General features: G+C 32.6%; 13 protein-coding genes and 2 other annotated features. Of the genes, 6 read left to right on the top strand and 7 right to left on the bottom strand.

The genetic code is table 11. From position 1 onward, the window contains the following. Positions 1 to 519 precede the first annotated feature (519 nt). Complete coding sequence (locus RYK99_RS05435; RefSeq protein WP_314990844.1) at positions 520 to 1881, top strand: sodium:proton antiporter; 1362 nt, start codon at positions 520 to 522, stop codon at positions 1879 to 1881. Beyond that, a complete protein-coding gene (locus RYK99_RS05440; protein ID WP_314990846.1) occupies positions 1853 to 2701 on the top strand; it encodes a hypothetical protein in 849 nt (282 codons plus the stop codon). Before RYK99_RS05435 ends, RYK99_RS05440 begins: the two co-directional genes overlap by 29 nt. Positions 2702 to 2770: 69 nt before the next feature. Here RYK99_RS05440 and RYK99_RS05445 read toward each other — a convergent pair whose 3' ends face one another. Then, positions 2771 to 6547 (bottom strand): hypothetical protein, encoded by a 3777-nt coding sequence (locus tag RYK99_RS05445; RefSeq protein WP_314990848.1) that lies wholly within the window; start codon positions 6545 to 6547, stop codon positions 2771 to 2773. A 317-nt stretch (positions 6548 to 6864) separates the two neighbouring features. On the opposite strand from RYK99_RS05445, the gene RYK99_RS05450 reads away from it, so the two are divergent. Beyond that, positions 6865 to 7170 carry a rhodanese-like domain-containing protein gene (locus RYK99_RS05450; RefSeq protein WP_102170052.1) on the top strand — a complete coding sequence of 102 codons (306 nt, stop codon included), beginning with the start codon at positions 6865 to 6867 and terminating at the stop codon, positions 7168 to 7170. Positions 7171 to 7197: 27 nt separating this feature from the next. Continuing rightward, positions 7198 to 7494: a rhodanese-like domain-containing protein gene (locus RYK99_RS05455; RefSeq protein WP_102170051.1), complete on the top strand. Its 297-nt coding sequence runs from the start codon at positions 7198 to 7200 to the stop codon at positions 7492 to 7494. A 128-nt stretch (positions 7495 to 7622) separates the two neighbouring features. Here the strand turns inward: RYK99_RS05455 and RYK99_RS05460 are convergent, their stop codons facing one another. The 4 genes from RYK99_RS05460 to RYK99_RS05475 all read right to left on the bottom strand — a co-directional run bounded on the left by RYK99_RS05460 (position 7623) and on the right by RYK99_RS05475 (position 11938). Next, positions 7623 to 7880 (bottom strand): metal-sensitive transcriptional regulator, encoded by a 258-nt coding sequence (locus RYK99_RS05460; protein WP_006363536.1) that lies wholly within the window; start codon positions 7878 to 7880, stop codon positions 7623 to 7625. A gap of 167 nt (positions 7881 to 8047) precedes the next feature. Beyond that, on the bottom strand, positions 8048 to 9076 hold the full coding sequence (locus RYK99_RS05465; RefSeq protein WP_102170050.1) for a HAMP domain-containing sensor histidine kinase: 1029 nt from the start codon (positions 9074 to 9076) through the stop codon (positions 8048 to 8050). Between the two features lie 20 nt (positions 9077 to 9096). Next, a complete protein-coding gene (locus RYK99_RS05470) occupies positions 9097 to 9786 on the bottom strand; it encodes a response regulator transcription factor (protein ID WP_102170049.1) in 690 nt (229 codons plus the stop codon). A gap of 82 nt (positions 9787 to 9868) precedes the next feature. Beyond that, on the bottom strand, positions 9869 to 11938 hold the full coding sequence (locus RYK99_RS05475) for an SSURE domain-containing protein (RefSeq protein WP_314990853.1): 2070 nt from the start codon (positions 11936 to 11938) through the stop codon (positions 9869 to 9871). A gap of 261 nt (positions 11939 to 12199) precedes the next feature. After that, positions 12200 to 12417 (top strand) — a binding site (T-box leader). A gap of 58 nt (positions 12418 to 12475) precedes the next feature. Further along, positions 12476 to 12718: a binding site (T-box leader), on the top strand. Between the two features lie 84 nt (positions 12719 to 12802). Here RYK99_RS05475 and metE point away from each other — a divergent pair. Next, on the top strand, positions 12803 to 15043 hold the full coding sequence (gene metE / locus RYK99_RS05480) for a 5-methyltetrahydropteroyltriglutamate--homocysteine S-methyltransferase (RefSeq protein ID WP_314990855.1): 2241 nt from the start codon (positions 12803 to 12805) through the stop codon (positions 15041 to 15043). A gap of 9 nt (positions 15044 to 15052) precedes the next feature. Beyond that, positions 15053 to 16894: a bifunctional homocysteine S-methyltransferase/methylenetetrahydrofolate reductase gene (locus tag RYK99_RS05485; RefSeq protein WP_314990857.1), complete on the top strand. Its 1842-nt coding sequence runs from the start codon at positions 15053 to 15055 to the stop codon at positions 16892 to 16894. 72 nt (positions 16895 to 16966) lie between these two features. On the opposite strand, the gene RYK99_RS05490 is transcribed toward RYK99_RS05485, so the two are convergent. Then, a complete protein-coding gene (locus RYK99_RS05490; protein ID WP_048802027.1) occupies positions 16967 to 17320 on the bottom strand; it encodes a YlbF family regulator in 354 nt (117 codons plus the stop codon). A gap of 346 nt (positions 17321 to 17666) precedes the next feature. Continuing rightward, the gene (locus RYK99_RS05495) at positions 17667 to 19691 is read right to left on the bottom strand and encodes a glycosyltransferase family 39 protein (protein ID WP_314990860.1); all 2025 of its coding nucleotides are present in this window, start codon (positions 19689 to 19691) and stop codon (positions 17667 to 17669) included.

Here is a 19691-nt window from a genome sequence, read left to right on the forward strand (position 1 = left end):
TAATAAGTAAGTCTACGGCTGTCCCAGAATACAGGATTATTGAAGTAACAACATTGTGAATCATAAAACACCTCATTCAAATATATTTTTGAATATATTATAACATTCAACTTTGTAGATGTCAACTTCAACTCCACCAAAATATAGATAAGAAGTTAGTGTATCAAATATTAAAAAGCCCTGCCATCAAAATGATAGCAGGGATTAACTTCAATATCCAACTGATATATTTATCTAAAAAAGGTAGAGTTTTTATTGATTTATAGTGCGATGTAATGAGTTTCAAAAAATCAAAAATCATTTAAAATCAATATTTTGACGTCTATTGACGTGTACTGAAGCCCTTACTTAACCTCTAAAAAATAGAAAATAACATCTCTTCTAAAACTACTAAAATTAATGTTTTAATATATTCATTATTATCTTCTTACAGATTGTATAATCATTGATTTTAGTGCTGAATAATTGTAAAATATATTGGTACAAATAAATAATAAAATAATTACAAAGGAGTTTTCTATGGAAATACTAACTACTCTTGGAATACTGATAGTTATTGTTATTCTTGGTTCTTTTCTTAACAATATTATTCCTCGTATTCCAGCAGCTTTATTCCAAATAATACTTGGTGCTGCGGTGACATTTATTCCTAATCTACCACTTCATTTTGAATTTGAATCAGAAATGTTTATGATGTTAATTATCGCACCCTTACTATTTACCGACGGTTTCAACGCATCCTTAAAGAATATCTGGTTATACAAACGACCAATAATATATATGGCAATATTTTTAGTTCTTGTGACAGTAATTGTCGTCGGTAGCATAATTCATTTATTGCTTCCAATGATTCCATGGGCAGCATGTTTTGTTTTAGCCGCTATCTTATCGCCTACAGATGCTGTTGCTGTTAAATCAATAACTAAAGGAATGAAACTACCTAAAGGCCTTATGGCTATATTAGAAGGGGAATCTCTTCTTAATGATGCTTCTGGCCTTGTGTCATTTAATATAGCTCTAGCCGCTGTTCTTACTAATACATTTTCTGTTACAAATGCTAGCTATAAATTTTTAGTAGTTGCAGGAGGTGGAGCAATTTTTGGACTTATTATTGGTATAGCATTCTCTTATATTAAGTTTACATTCTTAACAAAGTTTGCTGATGAATCTAATATTTTAGTTATTTTTCAATTAATAACACCAGTTATAGTATTCTATCTAGCAGAGCATATCGGTGTCTCTGGTATCGTTGCTGTCGTAATTACAGCTCTAGTTTACAACTACCAGAGAAAACTTCACTTACTCACTATTGTAAGTAGTGATGCTGCAGTAACTATAGATAGTACTCAACAAATAGCAAGTTATGTACTAAATGGTTTCGTATTTACATTTTTAGGATATTTACTCCCAGAGATATATCATACAATGTTTAACAACAGAGAAATTGATATTGTCCATGGTTTTATTATCTCTTTAGTAATCGTTTTAGGTTTAATGATTGTTAGATTAGGTTTCGTATATTTTTACTACATATCATTCCAACCTCATCTTTTTACTACTGCTAGAAAAACAGCAAAAATAATATTAAATAGAAAATTCGACAAAGGTGACTATTCTAGATTTAGCTACTCTTTAATTGCTAGTTTATGTGGTATTCATGGTACAGTAACACTTGCTACAGCCCTTATGATTCCAGTTGTAACGGCTACTGGGGATAACTTCCCACTTAGAAATACCATCCTATTCATTGCGAGTAATGTTGTGTTACTAAGTATTGTTATTGGTACAATCGCCCTTCCACTTGCTGTTAAAGGAGAAGATGAAGAAAAAGAATATACTCAATATTCTCTTCGTGAAAAAAACCCTAGAAGGAACACTTGAAGAACTAAAAGAACGTGATATTTCTAAGAAATCTGTCGAAGAAAAAGTTGCTTATGCTTTTGAAATAAAAATTTTACACGAACTAAAAACATACTTTAGAAATATACAAACTGGAAAATTTAAGAATATAAACGAAGCATTGTCACTACATAAGAAAATAATGAAAGCACAAGACAAAGCTCTTCCTGAAATACTTAAGGACAATCCTAACATTGAACAAATCTTGGAAATTTCTAAAATTATGCAACTTAGAAAATCTTTATTGTTCACATATTCGATGCCAAAAAACTTATTACTTAATTTAAGAATATATGTAAAAGAATCCAATCTAAAACGTCGTTTAACTCGTCATTTGGTTGCTAAAGATTTAACTCCAGAATTCTATGAGAAACTTAGAGAAAAAGTTCCAAAAAGAAGAAAAGGAAACTTCGTCAATAAATTAGATGAAATTAAACAAAGAGCCGAAGCTTCTTCTAGTCAAATTCAAGCTATTATTGATTGTTCGCCTACAGTAAGAGACGCACTTCTTGATATAGCTTATAAGGTTATTGATGAAAAGTGTTCAGATGAAAATACTGCAGAATTCGTTAAAGATGTATATAGATACTACTCATTCACCTTGTTTGAAGTATTTTTAGAAGATATCGATTTTGAAGAAGAACTTAAAGAACTTCAAATGGAAGCAGTTCGACTTTTAAAATACAGAATATTAACGATGAGAAAATTGAATTATATTTCTCTAGAAGATTCTTACACCGCTCTTCGCGACTTAAACTTCAGCGAATCTATGATTTTTCCTCGTGAGACTGAAGAAGAATAAAATTAAAAAGCTGACCTCAAGTTAGATTATTATCTAAACTATGAGGTCAGTTTTTATTTAGGTTATTTTTTATTTTTTAAATTCTACGACAAAATCGTAACCATGTTCTGTTTTTGCTCCGAAGTATGCATCAGTTACTTTATATCCTCGTTTTTCTACTTTCGCAATTTTCCCTTGAATAGCTGCTTTTACTTGCTCTTCTGTAGCATTTTTTGGAAGTTTTATAGTAGTGTCACCATCTACATCCAATGCTCCGGCTATTCCTGGTAAAGTTTTTAAGTTAAAGTAAATATTAACATCTACAGTTTCTTGTACTTCTGCTGATCTTTTAGCTCTTTTCTGAATTAATGGTGCTTTTCTAAAACCTGAATTATTAGCTGATGTAGACTTAGATTCTTTTGTGAATTCTACAACATAATCGTAGCTATCTCCACCTTCAACGATTTTATCTAAGTCAGTAGTTGAAACGACTTTAAAACCTTGTTTTTTCAATTTTTCAATTTGGGCTTTTGTTTTTTCTTCAATAGCTCGTTTTAATTCTTCTTTAGGTGTATTTCCTGGGAAAGTAAGCATATTCTCTCCCCCTAATTCTCCTAATGCTCCCGCAATATCTTTAAGAGCTGTTAGATTATAATAGATGTTTATTTTTTTAGTTTTATTAGATAAATCTCTTTTTACAACTTTTTTAGTTCTAACTTGAACTTCTGGAGCGATTCTGAAGCCTGTAGTTCCTGTTTTCTCTTTAGTGAAAGTAATTACATAATTAAAGTTCTTCACATCAGTATCTTGCTCAAATACTATTTCTTCTTTTACTTTATATCCATGTTTAGCTAATTCTTGAGCCTTAGCTTGAATTTTTGCTTTAACTAATTCTTTCACTTCATCTTCAGTTGCTGAATTTGAAATAGCTACTGTATTATTTTCTCCCGGATCAGATAAAAATCCATTGATATCTGGCATTCCGTCATAATTATAACTTATGTTTACCGTACCGTCTGGTTGATTTGCTGCACGTGCTACTCTTCTTGCTCTAACTTGAACTTCTGGAGCATTTCTGAAACTAGAAGTTCCCTCTGAAGTTGAAGCAGGTTGTGTTGGATTTACTGGTGAAGTTGGTCTTTCTTCAGTGGTAGGCTGTGTCGGAGTTGTTGATGTAGCTTCACCTGATCCATGTCCAATCGCTGTGCTTCCATTTTCAATAGTAGTACCTTCATTACGACCATTTGTTAGATTGTCTTTGTTATAGTTTGGTGTTGGTAATTCTTCACCTGGAACATTAATTTCATCAATTTTAGTTTGATATTCATCCGTCGCATTTACTGCTGCTTCATGACTTTCAGCATTATTTATTGCTTCTAATCCTGCTTCTTTTAATTCTTTTAATTTAGTTTCTAACTTAGCTTTTTCTACTTCATCTTTAATTTTTTCAATTTCACTAAGTTTTGAAGCTGAAATTTTTTCAATAATATCTTTTCCATCTTTTTTCGCTTCCTCAAGTTTTTCATCTTTAGGTGCCACTTCTTCAGAAGGAGTATCTGCTTTTGGTGCTGGTGTCGCTGGCTCTTCCGCTTTCGGTGCTGGAGTCGCTGGTTCCTCTGCTTTTGGCGCTGGTGTCGCTGGCTCCTCTGCTTTTGGCACTGGAGTCACTGGCTCTTCCGCTTTCGGTGCTGGAATCACTGGCTCTTCTGCTTTTGGTGCTGGTGTCGCTGGCTCCTCTGCTTTTGGCGTTGGAGTCGCTGGCTCTTCTGCTTTCGGTACTGGAGCCACTGATTTCTCCACTTTTGGTGCTGGAGTCGCTGGCTCCTCTGCTTTTGGCTCTGGTGTCGCTGGCTCCTCTGCTTTTGGTGCTGGAGTCGCTGGTTCCTCTGCTTTTGGCTCTGGTGTCGCTGGCTCTTCCGCTTTTGATGCTGGAGCTACTGGTTCCTCTGCCTTTGGTGCTGGGGTCGCTGGCTCCTCTGCTTTTGGCGTTGGAGTCGCTGGCTCTTCTGCTTTCGGTACTGGAGCCACTGGTTTCTCCACTTTTGGTGCTGGTGTCGTTGGTTCCTCTGCTTTTGGTGCTGGAGTCGCTGGCTCTTCTGCTTTTGGCGCTGGAGTCACTGGCTCTTCCGCTTTTAGCGCTGGTGTCACTGGTTCCTCTGCTTTTGGCGCTGGTGTCGCTGGCTCTTCCGCTTTTGGCGCTGGAGATGCTGGCTTCTCTACTTTTGGTGCTGGAGTCGCTGGCTCTTCCGCTTTCGGTGCTGGAGTCACTGGTTTCTCAACTTTCGGTGCTGGAGTTGCTGGTTCCTCCGCTTTCGGTACTGGAGTCACTGGTTTCTCTTCTTTTGGTGCTGGAGTCACTGGTTTCTCCACTTTCGGTGCTGGAGTCGCTGGTTCCTCCGCTTTTGGCGCTGGAGTCACTGGTTTCTCCGCTTTCGGTGCTGGAGTCACTGGTTTCTCTGCTTTTGGCGCTGAAGTTGTTGGTTTCTCCACTTTCGGTGCTGGAGTCGCTGGCTCCTCCGCTTTCGGTGCTGGAGTCACTGGTTTCTCTGCTTTTGATGCTAGAGATGCTGGTTTCTCTGCTTTTGGTGCTAGAGTCGCTGGCTCCTCTGCTTTTGGTGCTGGAGCCACTGGTTTCTCAACTTTTGGTGATGGAGTCACTGGTTTCTCCTCTTTTGATGCTGGAGATACTGGTTTCTCCTCTTTTGATGCTGGAGATACTGGTTTCTCCGCTTTCGGTGCTGGAGTCGCTGGCTCTTCTGCTTTCGGTGCTGGAGCCACTGGTTTCTCCACTTTCGGTGCTGGAGAGGCTGGTTCCTCCGCTTTCGGTGCTGGAGCCACTGGTTTCTCCACTTTCGGTGCTGGAGTTGCTGGTTCCTCCGCTTTCGGTGCTGGAGTCACTGGTTTCTCAACTTTCGGTGCTGGAGATGCTGGTTCCTCCGCTTTCGGTACTGGAGTCACTGGTTTCTCTGCTTTTGGCGCTGGAGTCACTGGTTTCTCCGCTTTCGGTGCTGGAATCACTGGTTTCTCTGCTTTTGGCGCTGAAGTTGTTGGTTTCTCCACTTTCGGTGCTGGAGTCGCTGGCTCCTCCGCTTTCGGTGCTGGAGTCACTGGTTTCTCTGCTTTTGATGCTAGAGATGCTGGTTTCTCTGCTTTTGGTGCTAGAGTCGCTGGCTCCTCTGCTTTTGGTGCTGGAGCCACTGGTTTCTCAACTTTTGGTGATGGAGTCACTGGTTTCTCTGCTTTTGGCGCTGGAGATACTGGTTTCTTCGCTTTCGGTGCTGGAGTCGCTGGCTCTTCTGCTTTCGGTAACTCTGGTTGTACTTCTGGTTTTACAATCGCACCTTCTTTAACATTTCTTTCTGAAATATATTCTCTTCCTTCATTTTGAATTGAATTTTTTTCTACTAACTCATATACTTTATATACAATTTTTGCTTCAACTACATTTCCTTTTATTTCATTATTGTATACAACTGTTTTTTGTACTAATTCTCTTACAGCACTTGTATTTGGCAGTAATCTTCCTCTATTACTTTCTTTAGAAATAGAAGCATTATTGTTATTTATACTCACATCTGGTTGAACTATCTTAGATACTTGACCTTTTTTTAAATTACCTAAATTATAAGTATAATTTTTCCCATTAATTTTTGCATATACAATCGCTTCATAAGTATCTCTCTGTGCAGTTACATGAAATACTATATCACCATTGATTTCTTCCGAAGTAATTGTAAGATCTTGTGTTGTTTTATTACTACTTGTTTCTGAAACATTTCCTACTTTATTCTCAGCAAATACAGCTAATGGATTTGCTAATGTAAATAATAATACACTAGCAGTAGCTACTTTTGATATTTTTTTCATTTAATTTCCTCCTTAATTGTTGGTTGTTTTTTATAAAAATGAAGGTCGCTTCCTTTTCCATTATTCTCCTATTTTTCTTATTTGTCAAGTATATAACATCCAAATATTTGAAAATTTATTTTCAGCAATAATTTTCATTTTTTCATCTTATTATCCTTATAAGATTTTTTATTTATAATAATTTACTTTTTTTAAATTTTAATTGTATTTTATTTGTAACTAATTAATCTTAATGTATAAAATCAAATCAATTTTTTGACAAATCTTCTATTTCATGGTTTAATATACCCCATAAGGGTATATTAGGAGGTACAATAATGTTTTTCTTATTCACAAAAGTAGATAGTATTTCTACTATCGAGCTAGAACAAAAACTTAAAGAAAATATTCAATTAATAGACGTAAGAACACCTGGAGAATTTCGAAGAGGACATATAAAAAATGCAAAAAATGTTCCACTTAATGAGATTGGTCAATTTACTCCAATAACAGATAAAACAGTATATGTTATTTGTCACTCTGGAGCTAGAAGCAAACTTGCAGCCAAAAAACTAAAAAAGAAAGGCTACGATGTTATTAATATCCAAGGCGGTATGCATGCATGGAGAGGAAAAATAGTCTAAAATTACTAATATTGAAAGGAAGAGATCATGAAAAATAATATTTCAATGCAAGATTTTTATGAAAAGTATAATAATGAGGAACTTACGATTCTTGATGTAAGAGAAAATCACGAGTATGAAGCAGGGCATATTCCTTCTGCTAAAAATTTTCCTTTGAGTAGTCTTGGTATAGAATTCACTAAATTAGATAAAAATCAAAAATACTATGTAATATGTCAAGCAGGTGGACGTTCAGCTAGGGCATATGATTTTTTAGAGGCTCAAGGATTCGATATAATAAATATCGAAGGTGGTATGAATAATTGGCCTGGAGAAACAAAGTAAAATATTAAATAATAAAAACAACCAATTTTTACTATATTAAATTCTCTTTAATATAAAATTAATACACCATCAAAAAAGCCATATTCCTAAGATTATTTAGAAATAAGGCTTTTTTATTATTTTTTTAACTATTTACTCTTTACTATATATTTTATAGCTTTTTCTATTTTTTCTTTCTGTTCTACAGGATTTTCTAAAGGATTATTAATACATTCCATAAGATTTTCTGTTATTAGTAACTCAATAACACGATCAACACTTGAACGAACTGCGCTTAATTGAGTTATTATATCAATACAATCTCTCTCTTCTTCTATCATTTTCTGAATCCCTCTTAGTTGCCCTTCTGAGCGCTTAAGACGTGTAATATACTTTGAATTTGCCATATTTATTTTCCTCAGTAGATTTTTTTTCATTATACCGTGAAAAATTTATTTTGTCAAAATTTAAAAAATTTGTATGTTTTTATATTGAAAATTCCTAAAAATCTAATTCCAATTATTCTTTCAAAATAATAAATCTGATTCAAAGATTTCCTTGTATACTCAGTGTATTAACAATTAATTTTTAAAGTAAATTTACTTCCTTTACCATATTCACTTTCTACTAATATGTCTCCATTTATTTGTAAGGCTAACTGTTTCGCTATTGCCAAACCTAAGCCATAACCACCTGTTTTCATATTTCTTGATGCTTCAACACGATATAATCTTTTAAAAATATTATCAATCTCTTCTTCTTTTATACCGCAACCTTCATCAATTATAGAAATAGATAATTCTTGATTTTGTATTTCAGCAACTATTTCTATTTTTGTCCCACTTGGTGAATATTTAAATGCATTACCTATTAAATTCACGATAATTCTTTGTATTTTATTGTAATTACTTACTATTTTAGCATTCTCAGGAATAACTTTAATATAGATATCCCTTTTTTCTTTTTCTGCTCGCAACTTAAATTCTGACATACAGTCAATCAATAATTTATCTAAAAATATTGTTTCATTTTTATCATCTTCACTAGTGTTTTTCACACTTAATGTTAAATAATTTAATTCTTCAACAAGTTTATTCAATCTTGTTGTTTGTCGGCAAATCGTTTCTAGATAATATTTAAATTCTTCTTCTTTTATTATTCCATCTAACATTCCTTCTGCAGTTGATTGAATTGAAGTTATAGGAGTTTTTATATCATGAGATAACTGGGCTATCATAAGAGATTTTTCTTTTTCACTTTCTTCCAATGATTCAAAACTTTCTTTTAAATGTTTTGCCATTTCATTGAATGATAATGATAATTCTCTAAACTCAGTAGGACCTTCTACAGTATTGCTAATATCAAAATTTTTCTCACTTATACTAATCGTTTGTCTTTTTAGTACACGTAATGACTTAAATACACCTTTCAGTAATATAATACTAATTGTAGCTCCAATTAGCCCCGCAATTATTGTAATCACAACTATAAAATATGTATCTTTTTTTTCAATTAACATTAAATTTGAAGCCCAAAAAACAGCCATAATAGTTATTAAAAATGATAAAATATATCCAACAATAATATAATCTCTTAATTTCATACTATATTTCCTTTCCATTTTTAACCTTGTTTTTCCATTTTGTATCCTAGACCCCATACTGTTTTTATGCTAGGTGTTTTTTCTGTTGAATATTTTGTTAAGATTCTTCTTAATGAGTGTATATGCACATTTAGTGTGTTTGCATCTTCAACATATTCATCTTGCCAAATTTTTTCATACAATTCTGTTTTAGAAAAAACACGATCTGGATTATTAGCCAGTAGCCATAATAATTCAAAAGATTTCACGGTTAGTTCTAATTGTCTATCATTTACCATAGCAATTCTACTATTATAGTTAATTTTCAAATCACCTAAAGTTAAAATATTCTCACTACTTTTTTTCTCGATTCTACGTAGTATATTTCTAACTCTTAAAACTAATTCTCTTGGACTAAATGGTTTTACTATATAGTCATCTGCCCCCAAACTTAAAGCGTAGATTTTATCTGGTTCTGTTGTTTTCGCTGTTATAAATAAAAATGGTTGCTCATCATCTAAATACTGTACCTCGCTGATTAAATCATAACCATCCATATTGGGCATCATTATATCTGTAATTATTAAAGAATATTTATTTTTCTTGTATTTCTCTAAAGCTTCTTTACCATCATTAGCGATATCAACATCATATCCACCTTGCTCTAAATATCGTTTATTTATCTCCGTTATTTCTATTTCATCATCTACTAATAAAATTTTATTGACCATATTTAACTCCTCTTATCAAAATAGTACTATACAATAAAAGTATAGCACTATTTCGATAAAATCTACAAGTTTATTTTATTTATTAATTATTTTTTCTTCTTAATCCTAATAGACCTAAGAAGCTTGCAATGATTAATCCTAGTATTCCAGTATTTGATGAATTTGTTGAACTCATTGTTCCTTCAGGTACCGCACTTGTTTTTGGTAGCATACCTTTTTTCATCATTCCATTACTCATATGAGTATTCATAGTCATATTATCTTGCATCATATCTTTATTCATACTAGATTTCATAGACATATTGTCAGATTTACTCATATTCATTATTTTTCCACTTACATTTGAATCCATTGAACCAGTAGCTGTATTATTTTGCATCATATCTTCACCTGGTTTCATATCCATTTGCATAGTTTCTTTATGTAGATTTACAGTCACTTCTTTTGTCGCTACTACGTTTGTTGGATCCGCTTTCCCGTCTTTTTCACCATATACTTTGATTGTTACTTTGTAGCTTTGTGTTCCATTTACTTTTAATAAATCTAGTAATTCTTTATCTGATTTTCCTTGTGTTCCTTCTAGATCAACTTCATAAAAGTATAATCCTTTTCCTAGTTTTTCTAATGGTAATAATGCTGGATTTTTAGCTGTTCCGTTATCTGACCATGGTGCTTTGTCTGATGATTTCAAGATTAATCTTGTTAACATTCCATCTCCACCGAAGAATTCGTAAGGAATTACTTGGTTAACTCCTGCTGTAAATGGTCCTGGGAAGTTTGCTTTATCTAAATATTTAGCTGGTACATCTACTGTATCTTTTGTATTATCCATTACTGCTTTTTTAACTTCGTTGACACTTGTTAATCCATTTAGATTTACATTTACATCTTTTGTTGCTACTACGTTTGTTAAATCTGCTTTTCCGTCTTTTTCACCATACACTTTAATTGTTGCTTTATAGCTTTGTGTTCCATTTACTTTAAGTAAATCTAGTAATTCTTTATCTGATTTTCCTTGTGTTCCTTCTAGATCAACTTCATAAAAGTATAATCCTTTTCCTAGTTTTTCTAATGGTAATAATGCTGGATTTTTAGCTGTTCCGTTATCTGACCATGGTGCTTTGTCTGATGATTTCAAGATTAATCTTGTTAACATTCCATCTCCACCGAAGAATTCATAAGGAATTACTTGGTTTACTCCCGCTGTGAATGGCCCAGGGAAGTTTGCTTTATCTAAATATTTAGCTGGTACATCGATTGTATCTTTTGTATTATCCATTACTGCTTTTTTAACTTCGTTAACAGTTGTTAATCCATTTAGATTTACATTTACATCTTTTGTCGCTACTACGTTTGTTAAATCCGCTTTCCCGTCTTTTTCACCGTATACTTTAATTGTTGCTTTGTAGCTTTGTGTTCCATTTGCTTTTAATAAATCTAGTAATTCTTTATCTGATTTTCCTTTTGTTCCTGCTAAGTCTACTTCATAGAAGTATAATCCTTTTCCTAATTTTTCTAATGGTAATAACGCTGGATTTTTCGCTGATCCGTTGTCTGACCATGGTGCTTTGTCTGATGATTTCAAGATTAATCTTGTTAACATTCCATCTCCACCAAAGAATTCGTAAGGAATTACTTGGTTCACTCCCGCTGTGAATGGTCCTGGGAAGTTCGCTTTATCTAAATATTTAGCTGGTACATCGACTGTATCTTTTGTATTATCCATTACTGCTTTTTTAACTTCAACTGGAGTTGTTTGTGGTTCTGCTACATCTTTTGCTTGTTTTATTAAATTATTCACATCAGCTTCTTTAGAGTCAACACTCACTTCTTTTTCTGCTTTTACCTCAGATTGTTTCTCAGAACTTACAACATCTTTTGCTTCAACTGTATTTTTCTCAACTAGTTTTGTTTCTTTTTCTACAGTATTTGCTTTGTTTTCAATTGCTTTAGATTCAACAGCTGTATCAGTTTGTTTATTATCTACATTTTGAACTACAGGAGCTTTATCTTGTAAATCACTTGCGTGAGCTTCTCCACCTCCTACAATTACAAAAATACCACTTGCAATTGCTGCTGATACTACTCCAACACTAACTTTTCTTATTGCCCATTTCGTAAAATTTTCTGATTTAATAAAGTTGTTTTTCATTTGTATTTCTCTCCTCTTACTTTAATACTTTATTACCAAAACTTTTTGTTTGATGAATACAGTATACCTTATAGATATTAACTAACTATTAGTAAAAGTTAAAATATTTCTTAAATAGTTATTATTAAAATATTATCTTTAAAATATATTAATATATATGGTCTATCTTAGATTTCTGACAATTTCGAAAAAAGTTTTTAATTTTTTTAATAAAAAGTGTTGACAAAGAAAAAATCTTATGTTAATATTTCTTTAACAGTTTTAAAAGCGAAGAAGTGAAGAGCAATATTACTTATTTATTAGAGACCTTTTGGTTGGTGAAAAAAAGGATTTGGGTGTATTGTAAATGGTCACAGAGCTGAACTAATGACTATTAATGAGTTAGTTCCGGTTGATTACCGTTAATAATCATTGAGGTAAGATTAAATTTATTTTAAGATTATAAAATTGGGTGGTAACACGGTCATTTCGTCCCTTGTGTTACCACCCTTTTGTCGTATTTAAGACTGAGTAAAAATTATTTTTATAAATTAATATAATATAACATTGATAAGATGAGTAGAAAAAAGGAGTTACACCAGAGAATCTCGGTAGCTGAAAAGAGATTAATGAATTTTTTTGAAGATGGTCTTTGAGTTTTAATTATCGAGCAGTAGTTAGATAATTACGCATAAAATAGCGTTAAAATTTTAATGAGGTGGAAAACTAAAAAATTCAATTCACAATTTTAGATTTTCCATAAAATAAGGTGGTACCACGTATGAAACGCACGTCCTTAGACAATATTTTTAATATTGTTTAAGGGCGTTTTTATTTTTATAATTCAATATACAAAAAAGAGAAAATTTCAGGAGGAAAGAAATAATGACAAAAATTTCAAGTTTAGGATACCCACGTTTAGGGGAAAAAAGAGAATGGAAAAAATTAATTGAAGGATATTGGGCTCGTACAGTTCGTCAAAACGAATTATTTGAAGAAGCAGAAAAACTTCGTCGTCTTTATATCGAAAAACAATTCAACGCTGGTTTAGATTTCATCCCAGTTGGTGATTTCTCACTATATGACCACATTTTAGATTTATCTGTACAATTCAACGTTATTCCACAACGTTTTGAAGGAAGAGAAGTTGATGTAGACTTATTCTTCGATATCGCTCGTGGTAACAAAGATAACGTTGCATCTGCACTTAAAAAATGGTTTAACACTAACTACCACTACATCGTACCAGAATGGGAAAATGTTAACCCTAAATTAAACAACACTCGTCTATTAGACTTATATAAAGAAGCTAAAGAAATCGTAGGAGATAAAGCTAAACCAGTTATTACTGGACCAATTACATATGTTGCTTTATCAAGTGGATTAGCTGAAGGTGAATTTGAAAAAGCTGTAGATAAATTATTACCATTATACACTCAAGTATTCAAAGAATTAGCTGAAGCTGGTGCTTCTTACATCCAAGTAGATGAGCCAATTTTCGTTACTGATGAAGGTAAAAACTATGTAGAATTAGCTCACAAAGTGTACAACCACTTCAACAATGAAGTAGATGCTAAATTTATCTTCCAAACTTACTTCGAAGCTTTAGTAGAAGCTGAAAAACTTGCTGATTTACCTGTAGCATTCGGATTAGACTTCGTTCACGGTAGAGAAGAAAACTTAGCTAATGTAAAAGCTGGTCTATTCAAAGATAAAGAAGTATTCGCAGGTGTTGTAGATGGACGTAACGTATGGAGCAACGATTTCGAAGATAGTTCTGCATTATTAGAGGAAATCAAAGCTAATGTTGCTGAATTAGTAATCCAACCATCTTGTTCATTACTACACGTACCAGTAACAACTAAAAATGAAACTGAATTAGAAGAAACTTTACTTAATGGTTTAGCATTCGCTGATCAAAAATTAGAAGAACTTAACTTACTAGCTAACAAACTAGATGGCAAAGAAGAAGCTGCGTACCAAAAACACGTAGAAGACTTCAACAAATTACAAAATGCTGATTTCAGAAACCTTGAATTAGAATCAAGTGAAAATGTTCGTTCAACTCGTCCATCTGATTACAAAGTTCGTCGTGAAGTTCAAAACAAAAAATACAACTTACCAGTATTGCCAACTACTACAATCGGATCATTCCCTCAATCTAAACAAGTACGTTTACAACGTGCACTATGGAAAAAAGGTGAATTATCTAATGAAGCTTATGAAAAATTCATCGAAGAAGAAATCGCTCGTTGGATTAAAATTCAAGAAGACCTTGATATCGATGTATTAGTTCACGGTGAATTCGAACGTACAGACATGGTTGAATTCTTCGGTCAACGTTTCGCTGGTTTTGCATCAACTAAATTCGGTTGGGTTCAATCATACGGTTCTCGTGGGGTTAAACCACCAATCATCTACGGAGATGTAAAACACGTTGAAGCTGTAACAGTTAAAGAAACTGCTTATGCTCAAAGCTTAACTAACCGTCCTGTTAAAGGTATGTTAACTGGACCAGTTACAATTCTAAACTGGTCATTCGAAAGAACTGATATTTCTAAAGCAGAAATCTTCAACCAAATCGCTATTGCACTTAAAAATGAAATTGAACTTTTAGAAAAAGCTGGAATTACAATTATCCAAGTTGATGAACCTGCTATCCGTGAAGGATTACCTCTAAGAGACAGCAAAAAAGAAAAATATCTTGAAGAAGCAGTATTCTCATTCCGTTTAGCTACTTCATCAGTTCAAGATGATACACAAATCCACACACACATGTGTTATTCTAACTTCGATGAAATTATCGATTCTATCCGTGCATTAGATGCTGACGTTATTTCTATCGAAACTAGTAGAAGTCACGGAGAATTAATCTCTGCTTTCGAGACTGCAATCTACCCATTAGGTATCGGTCTTGGAGTTTACGATATCCACTCTCCTCGTGTACCAACAAAAGAAGAAGTACGTACTAATATCTTACGTCCACTTCAAAAACTATCTACAGAACAATTCTGGATTAACCCTGACTGTGGATTAAAAACACGTGCTGAAAAAGAAACTATCGAAGCTTTAGAAGTTTTAGTTGAAGTTACTAAAGAAATCAGAAATGAACTTGCCGCTAAATAGGAGGTTCATATGAGAAACTTATTAGAGAGATTAGAACAAAATGTACTCGTAGCCGATGGAGCTATGGGTACAGCTCTCTATAGTAATGGATTGGAAAGTTGTCATGAATATAATAATATCTCTAATCCAGATTCTGTGGAGAAAATTCATAAAGCTTATATCGAAGCTGGAGCGGATATAATTCAAACAAACACTTATGCGGCAAAAAAATGCCAACTTAAGACGTATGGCTATGACGATAAATTTGAAGAAATTAACATTCGCGCTGCTGAAATAGCACGTAAGGCTGCTGGAGAAGATACTATTGTTTTCGGAACAATCGGAGCTATTCGCGGTCTTCGTGAATGTGAACTTTCATTAGAAACTATTGTTAATGAAACACTTGATCAAGTAAAAGTACTACTATCTACTAATAAAATAGATGCGTTGCTATTTGAAACTTATTATGATCAAGAAGAAATTCGCGCTGTATTAACTGAAGCAAGAAAATTAACTGACTTACCTATTATCACTAATATTTCATTATTAGAAGCAGGTATTACTCAAAACGGAGAAAAAGTAACTGATGCTTTAAGTGCGCTTGTTAATCTAGGTGCTGATATTGTTGGTTTAAACTGTCATCTAGGTCCTTATCACATGATTAAAAGTTTAAAACAAGTACCTTTATTTGCACAAAGTTACCTATCTGCTTATCCTAATGCCAGCTTATTACAACTGACACAAACAATTAATGGTAATGAATATCGTTTCAGAAAAAATTCATCTTACTTTGAACAGAGTGCTAAACTTCTTGTTGAAGAAGGTGTAAGATTAATCGGTGGATGCTGTGGTACTACTCCAGAACATATTCGTGCTATTAAAAAAGGAATAAAAGGTCTTAAACCAGTTAAAAGAAAAGTAATAACACCGCTACCTGCAGAAGAAGAACTAGTCAGAGTAGCAAATAATAAACCAACAATTGTTGATAAAGTCAAAAAACAAGTAACTATAATTGCCGAATTAGATCCACCAAAACATTTAAATGTTGATAAATTTATTGAAGGGGCTAAAGCAATAGACAAGAAAAACATTGAAGCTATTACACTAGCAGATAATTCTCTTGCTAGTACTCGTATTTGTAACTTGTCTGCTGCAACTTTACTTAAAGAACATATTACTACCCCAACACTACTTCATTTGACATGTCGTGATCATAATCTTATCGGACTGCAATCTCGTTTAATGGGATTTGATCTTCTTGGAATTAATAACGTCCTTGCTCTTACTGGAGATCCAAGTAAACTTGGTGATTTCCCAGGGGCTACTAGTGTCTATGATATGACTAGTCTAAAATTAATTCCTTTTATTAAACAACTTAATGAAGGACTTGGATATAACGGAGCTTCCCTGAAAAAGACTACAAACTTTACAGTAGCAGCTGCTTATAATCCAAATGTTCGTGACCTAAGTAAAACAAAACGTTTAGTTGAGAAAAAAATTAAAGCAGGTACTGACTACTTTATTACGCAACCTGTCTTTGAAGCTGAAAAAATTGAACAATTAGCAGAACTTGCCGCTGATTATCCAGATACACCATTCTTCGTTGGTATTATGCCAATTACTAGCTACAACAACGCTGTCTTCCTACACAATGAGGTTCCTGGAATTAAATTATCAGAAGAATTCTTAGCTAAGTTAGAAGAAGTAAAAGATGATAAAGAACTTTGCCAAAAAGTTGCTTTAGAAGAAAGTAAAAAACTACTTGATGTTGCTTTAAAACACTTCAAGGGAATTTACTTAATCACACCATTTTTAAGATATGATCTAACACTAGAATTAATAGATTATGTTGAGGAAAATAAAGATAAATAAAATTGAATGTGTATATAAAAATCACGGTGTTAGAATCATTCTAACACCGTGATTTACTATTTTTCTTCTATTTTATTTGTTTCCGTATTTTTCAAAAAGTTCATCTAATGGTTTGTACATTACTTTATTTAAATCTTCGATTAAAAATTGAAGTTTTTGTTGAGCTTGTACAAAGTCTAAAAACTTAGCATTTTCCATTAATTTTTGTTGGATTTCTTCTAATGCTGTTAAATCTTCTTCTGAAGGCTCATTTCCTGATTGAGCTGCTTCCATTAAATCTTTTTGTTTTGATACGAATTGTGTGTAAAGTTCATTAGCTTCTTCATCAGAATATAATCCTTCAGATGCTGCTAATGATGCTTTGTATTCATCAGATTCTCTTAATGCTCTTTCAAATTCATTTGCTTTATCATAAATATTTACCATAGTTATTTGCTCCTTTTATGTTGTAATTTTATTATAACATAGTTTTACCTTCTTTGACAATAAATCGTTTACACTTATTAAGGTTTCTATATTATATGGAGTTATGAGGAGTGACTTAAAAATCATGATTCCAGAAAAATCGATTTTGCACCCCCGCTTAGGACTTTTAGATTAGTCCTTTTATTCTTAACAAACCCCTATAATTAAGATTTGTTATAATTATATTATATACTAGATACTTTATGTTAACCTTATACTATAACTAAACTTGAATTAAAATACACAAAATAAAAAGGACCTATCCGAAGATAAGCCCCATTATTAATTTAAGAGTTCTCTATTATTATTAATACCACCAAAGTTTTTGGTATCTATGACCTATTTGTAATGATAGATCTTTTTTATTTTGATCTGCTCCATTAATATATAATTTTCCTGCTTCATACATGTCTACCATTTCATTAGGTACACTTGAAATTACTATGCTACCATTATTATCACTTTCTATTTGTGAGAATTTCACACTGTAATCTCCAGCAGGAAGATCATCAAAATACCAGCGTAATGTATATGTTTGTAAAGGAATTTCCCAATACAATTCACGATATACAAATTCATGTTCTCTTACAACTTTATTATCTTTTTTATCGATAATTTCTACTTTATATTTTGAATTATTTTTCTCATCGTATGATGAAATATAACCACGAACGTAATTAAAACTTCGATTTGCTTTAAACGTTTGTTCTACTTCAGTATCTTTATTAACTCTAACTATTCCATCACGCAGATAATTATCTGTTGCATATATACTAATACCATTAATTACACGTGAATCATAGTCTAAGTTCATTGAATATGATGGTCTTAAGAAACTATCACTACCTACTTGAAGTGCAAAAACTATTCCAAAAGCAATATAAAGTTTTTTCTTGTATTTATCAAATATTATAGTCTCATATCTTTCAGCAAATAAGATTAAACCTTTGGCTCCTAAAATAAAGATTATTGGCATCCATGCATAAACATATCTAGGTTTTGCTTCCCAAATTAAATGGAACATGAATACTCCAAAAATAATAATTTGGAATAAGAAACAAGATGTTATATACTCTTTTCTACGTTTATAAATGTAATAAACCATTCCGAATAAGATTACTACATACATCATTTGAGAAATATAGATAAAAAAGCTATTGTCACTTCCATAGAACAATTGCCATAAGAATCCATCTCCATCTCGTAATGCACGTGTACCATTCGTATAATTTATCGTACCATCACTCCAATTACCTCTTATTTTTAATACTACCATAAGAAGATTAAGGAAAATTGGTCTATGAGTTATCCTATTAAAAAATAAACCTAAATCATCTGTCATTTTATTTTGACTAAGATATGTAAATTGGAAATCCTGCCAGTTATAACTTCCACCTTGAATACTCATTCCCATCATTACCCAGTGTAACATAGGAAATCTATAACCATCATCTTTCCAGAATCCATAGTGTGCCCAAAGCATATCGAACCCTTTTCCAAAGAAAACAAATGCAATTCCAAAGGTTACCAGTAATAAAATTAAATTCTTATACCATTTGAAAAATAGTAAGTATACAACTAATGCCGGTAAGATAATAATGATATTTGATCTAAGATTCCAAGCAAATGCTACTAATATTGCCACAGCGACAATATGCTTCGTTCTAAAGATAAAGCTACCATCTGATGGAATAAGAACATATATTATTAATGCTACCATAATTACCATCAAAGTATCAGAATAGTAGAATAAACTGTACATTTGAAATGGTATGTATAAAATCATTAAGCCAAGAATTATTGTTTGTTTTTGTTTTGTTAATAATTTTCCAGCTGTTTTATACGTTAAGAATATAGTTGCTGTTGTTACTAAGAAACAGAATATATGTAACATCCAAACTTCAGAAATATGTAGAAATGCTGCTATACGATATATCCAATAAAGAATAATAGTAGGTGTAATATTATTAGGATAAACTAAGAAATATCTCTCACCTGAAAATTTCCCATAGTTTAACATATAGTGCGCTTCATTTTCTATCTCTGCACCGTCTGAAAAGTTTAAGGTATCCATCGATAATATTATAGCTTGGAATACTAAGTATACTAATATTATAATTCTATTATATTTTTTTAATCCTACTTCATCAGTTGCTAAAATTTTTTTTACTGCATAAATAAATAATATGAATACAACAGGAACTCCTAAGAGTAGCGCAAGTGGATTCAATATTCGTTCATATACAAACGGTGCTACATAAGCCCAAGTTAAAGCAACTGTGAAAAGCGCTATAAACGCATATGAAAATACATTATGAAGTATTCGCCTCAT

Origin of the sequence: uncultured Gemella sp., from assembly GCF_963537375.1 — a bacterium.
Lineage (GTDB): Bacteria > Bacillota > Bacilli > Staphylococcales > Gemellaceae > Gemella.

Coding starts and splice junctions, on each gene's coding strand:
- RYK99_RS05435 (WP_314990844.1), top strand. CDS start 520: ATGGAAATACTAACTACTCTTGGAATACTGATAGTTATTGTTATTCTT.
- RYK99_RS05445 (WP_314990848.1), bottom strand. CDS start 6,547: ATGAAAAAAATATCAAAAGTAGCTACTGCTAGTGTATTATTATTTACA.
- RYK99_RS05450 (WP_102170052.1), top strand. CDS start 6,865: ATGTTTTTCTTATTCACAAAAGTAGATAGTATTTCTACTATCGAGCTA.
- RYK99_RS05455 (WP_102170051.1), top strand. CDS start 7,198: ATGAAAAATAATATTTCAATGCAAGATTTTTATGAAAAGTATAATAAT.
- RYK99_RS05460 (WP_006363536.1), bottom strand. CDS start 7,880: ATGGCAAATTCAAAGTATATTACACGTCTTAAGCGCTCAGAAGGGCAA.
- RYK99_RS05465 (WP_102170050.1), bottom strand. CDS start 9,076: ATGAAATTAAGAGATTATATTATTGTTGGATATATTTTATCATTTTTA.
- RYK99_RS05470 (WP_102170049.1), bottom strand. CDS start 9,786: ATGGTCAATAAAATTTTATTAGTAGATGATGAAATAGAAATAACGGAG.
- RYK99_RS05475 (WP_314990853.1), bottom strand. CDS start 11,938: ATGAAAAACAACTTTATTAAATCAGAAAATTTTACGAAATGGGCAATA.
- metE (WP_314990855.1), top strand. CDS start 12,803: ATGACAAAAATTTCAAGTTTAGGATACCCACGTTTAGGGGAAAAAAGA.
- RYK99_RS05485 (WP_314990857.1), top strand. CDS start 15,053: ATGAGAAACTTATTAGAGAGATTAGAACAAAATGTACTCGTAGCCGAT.
- RYK99_RS05490 (WP_048802027.1), bottom strand. CDS start 17,320: ATGGTAAATATTTATGATAAAGCAAATGAATTTGAAAGAGCATTAAGA.
- RYK99_RS05495 (WP_314990860.1), bottom strand. CDS start 19,691: ATGAGGCGAATACTTCATAATGTATTTTCATATGCGTTTATAGCGCTT.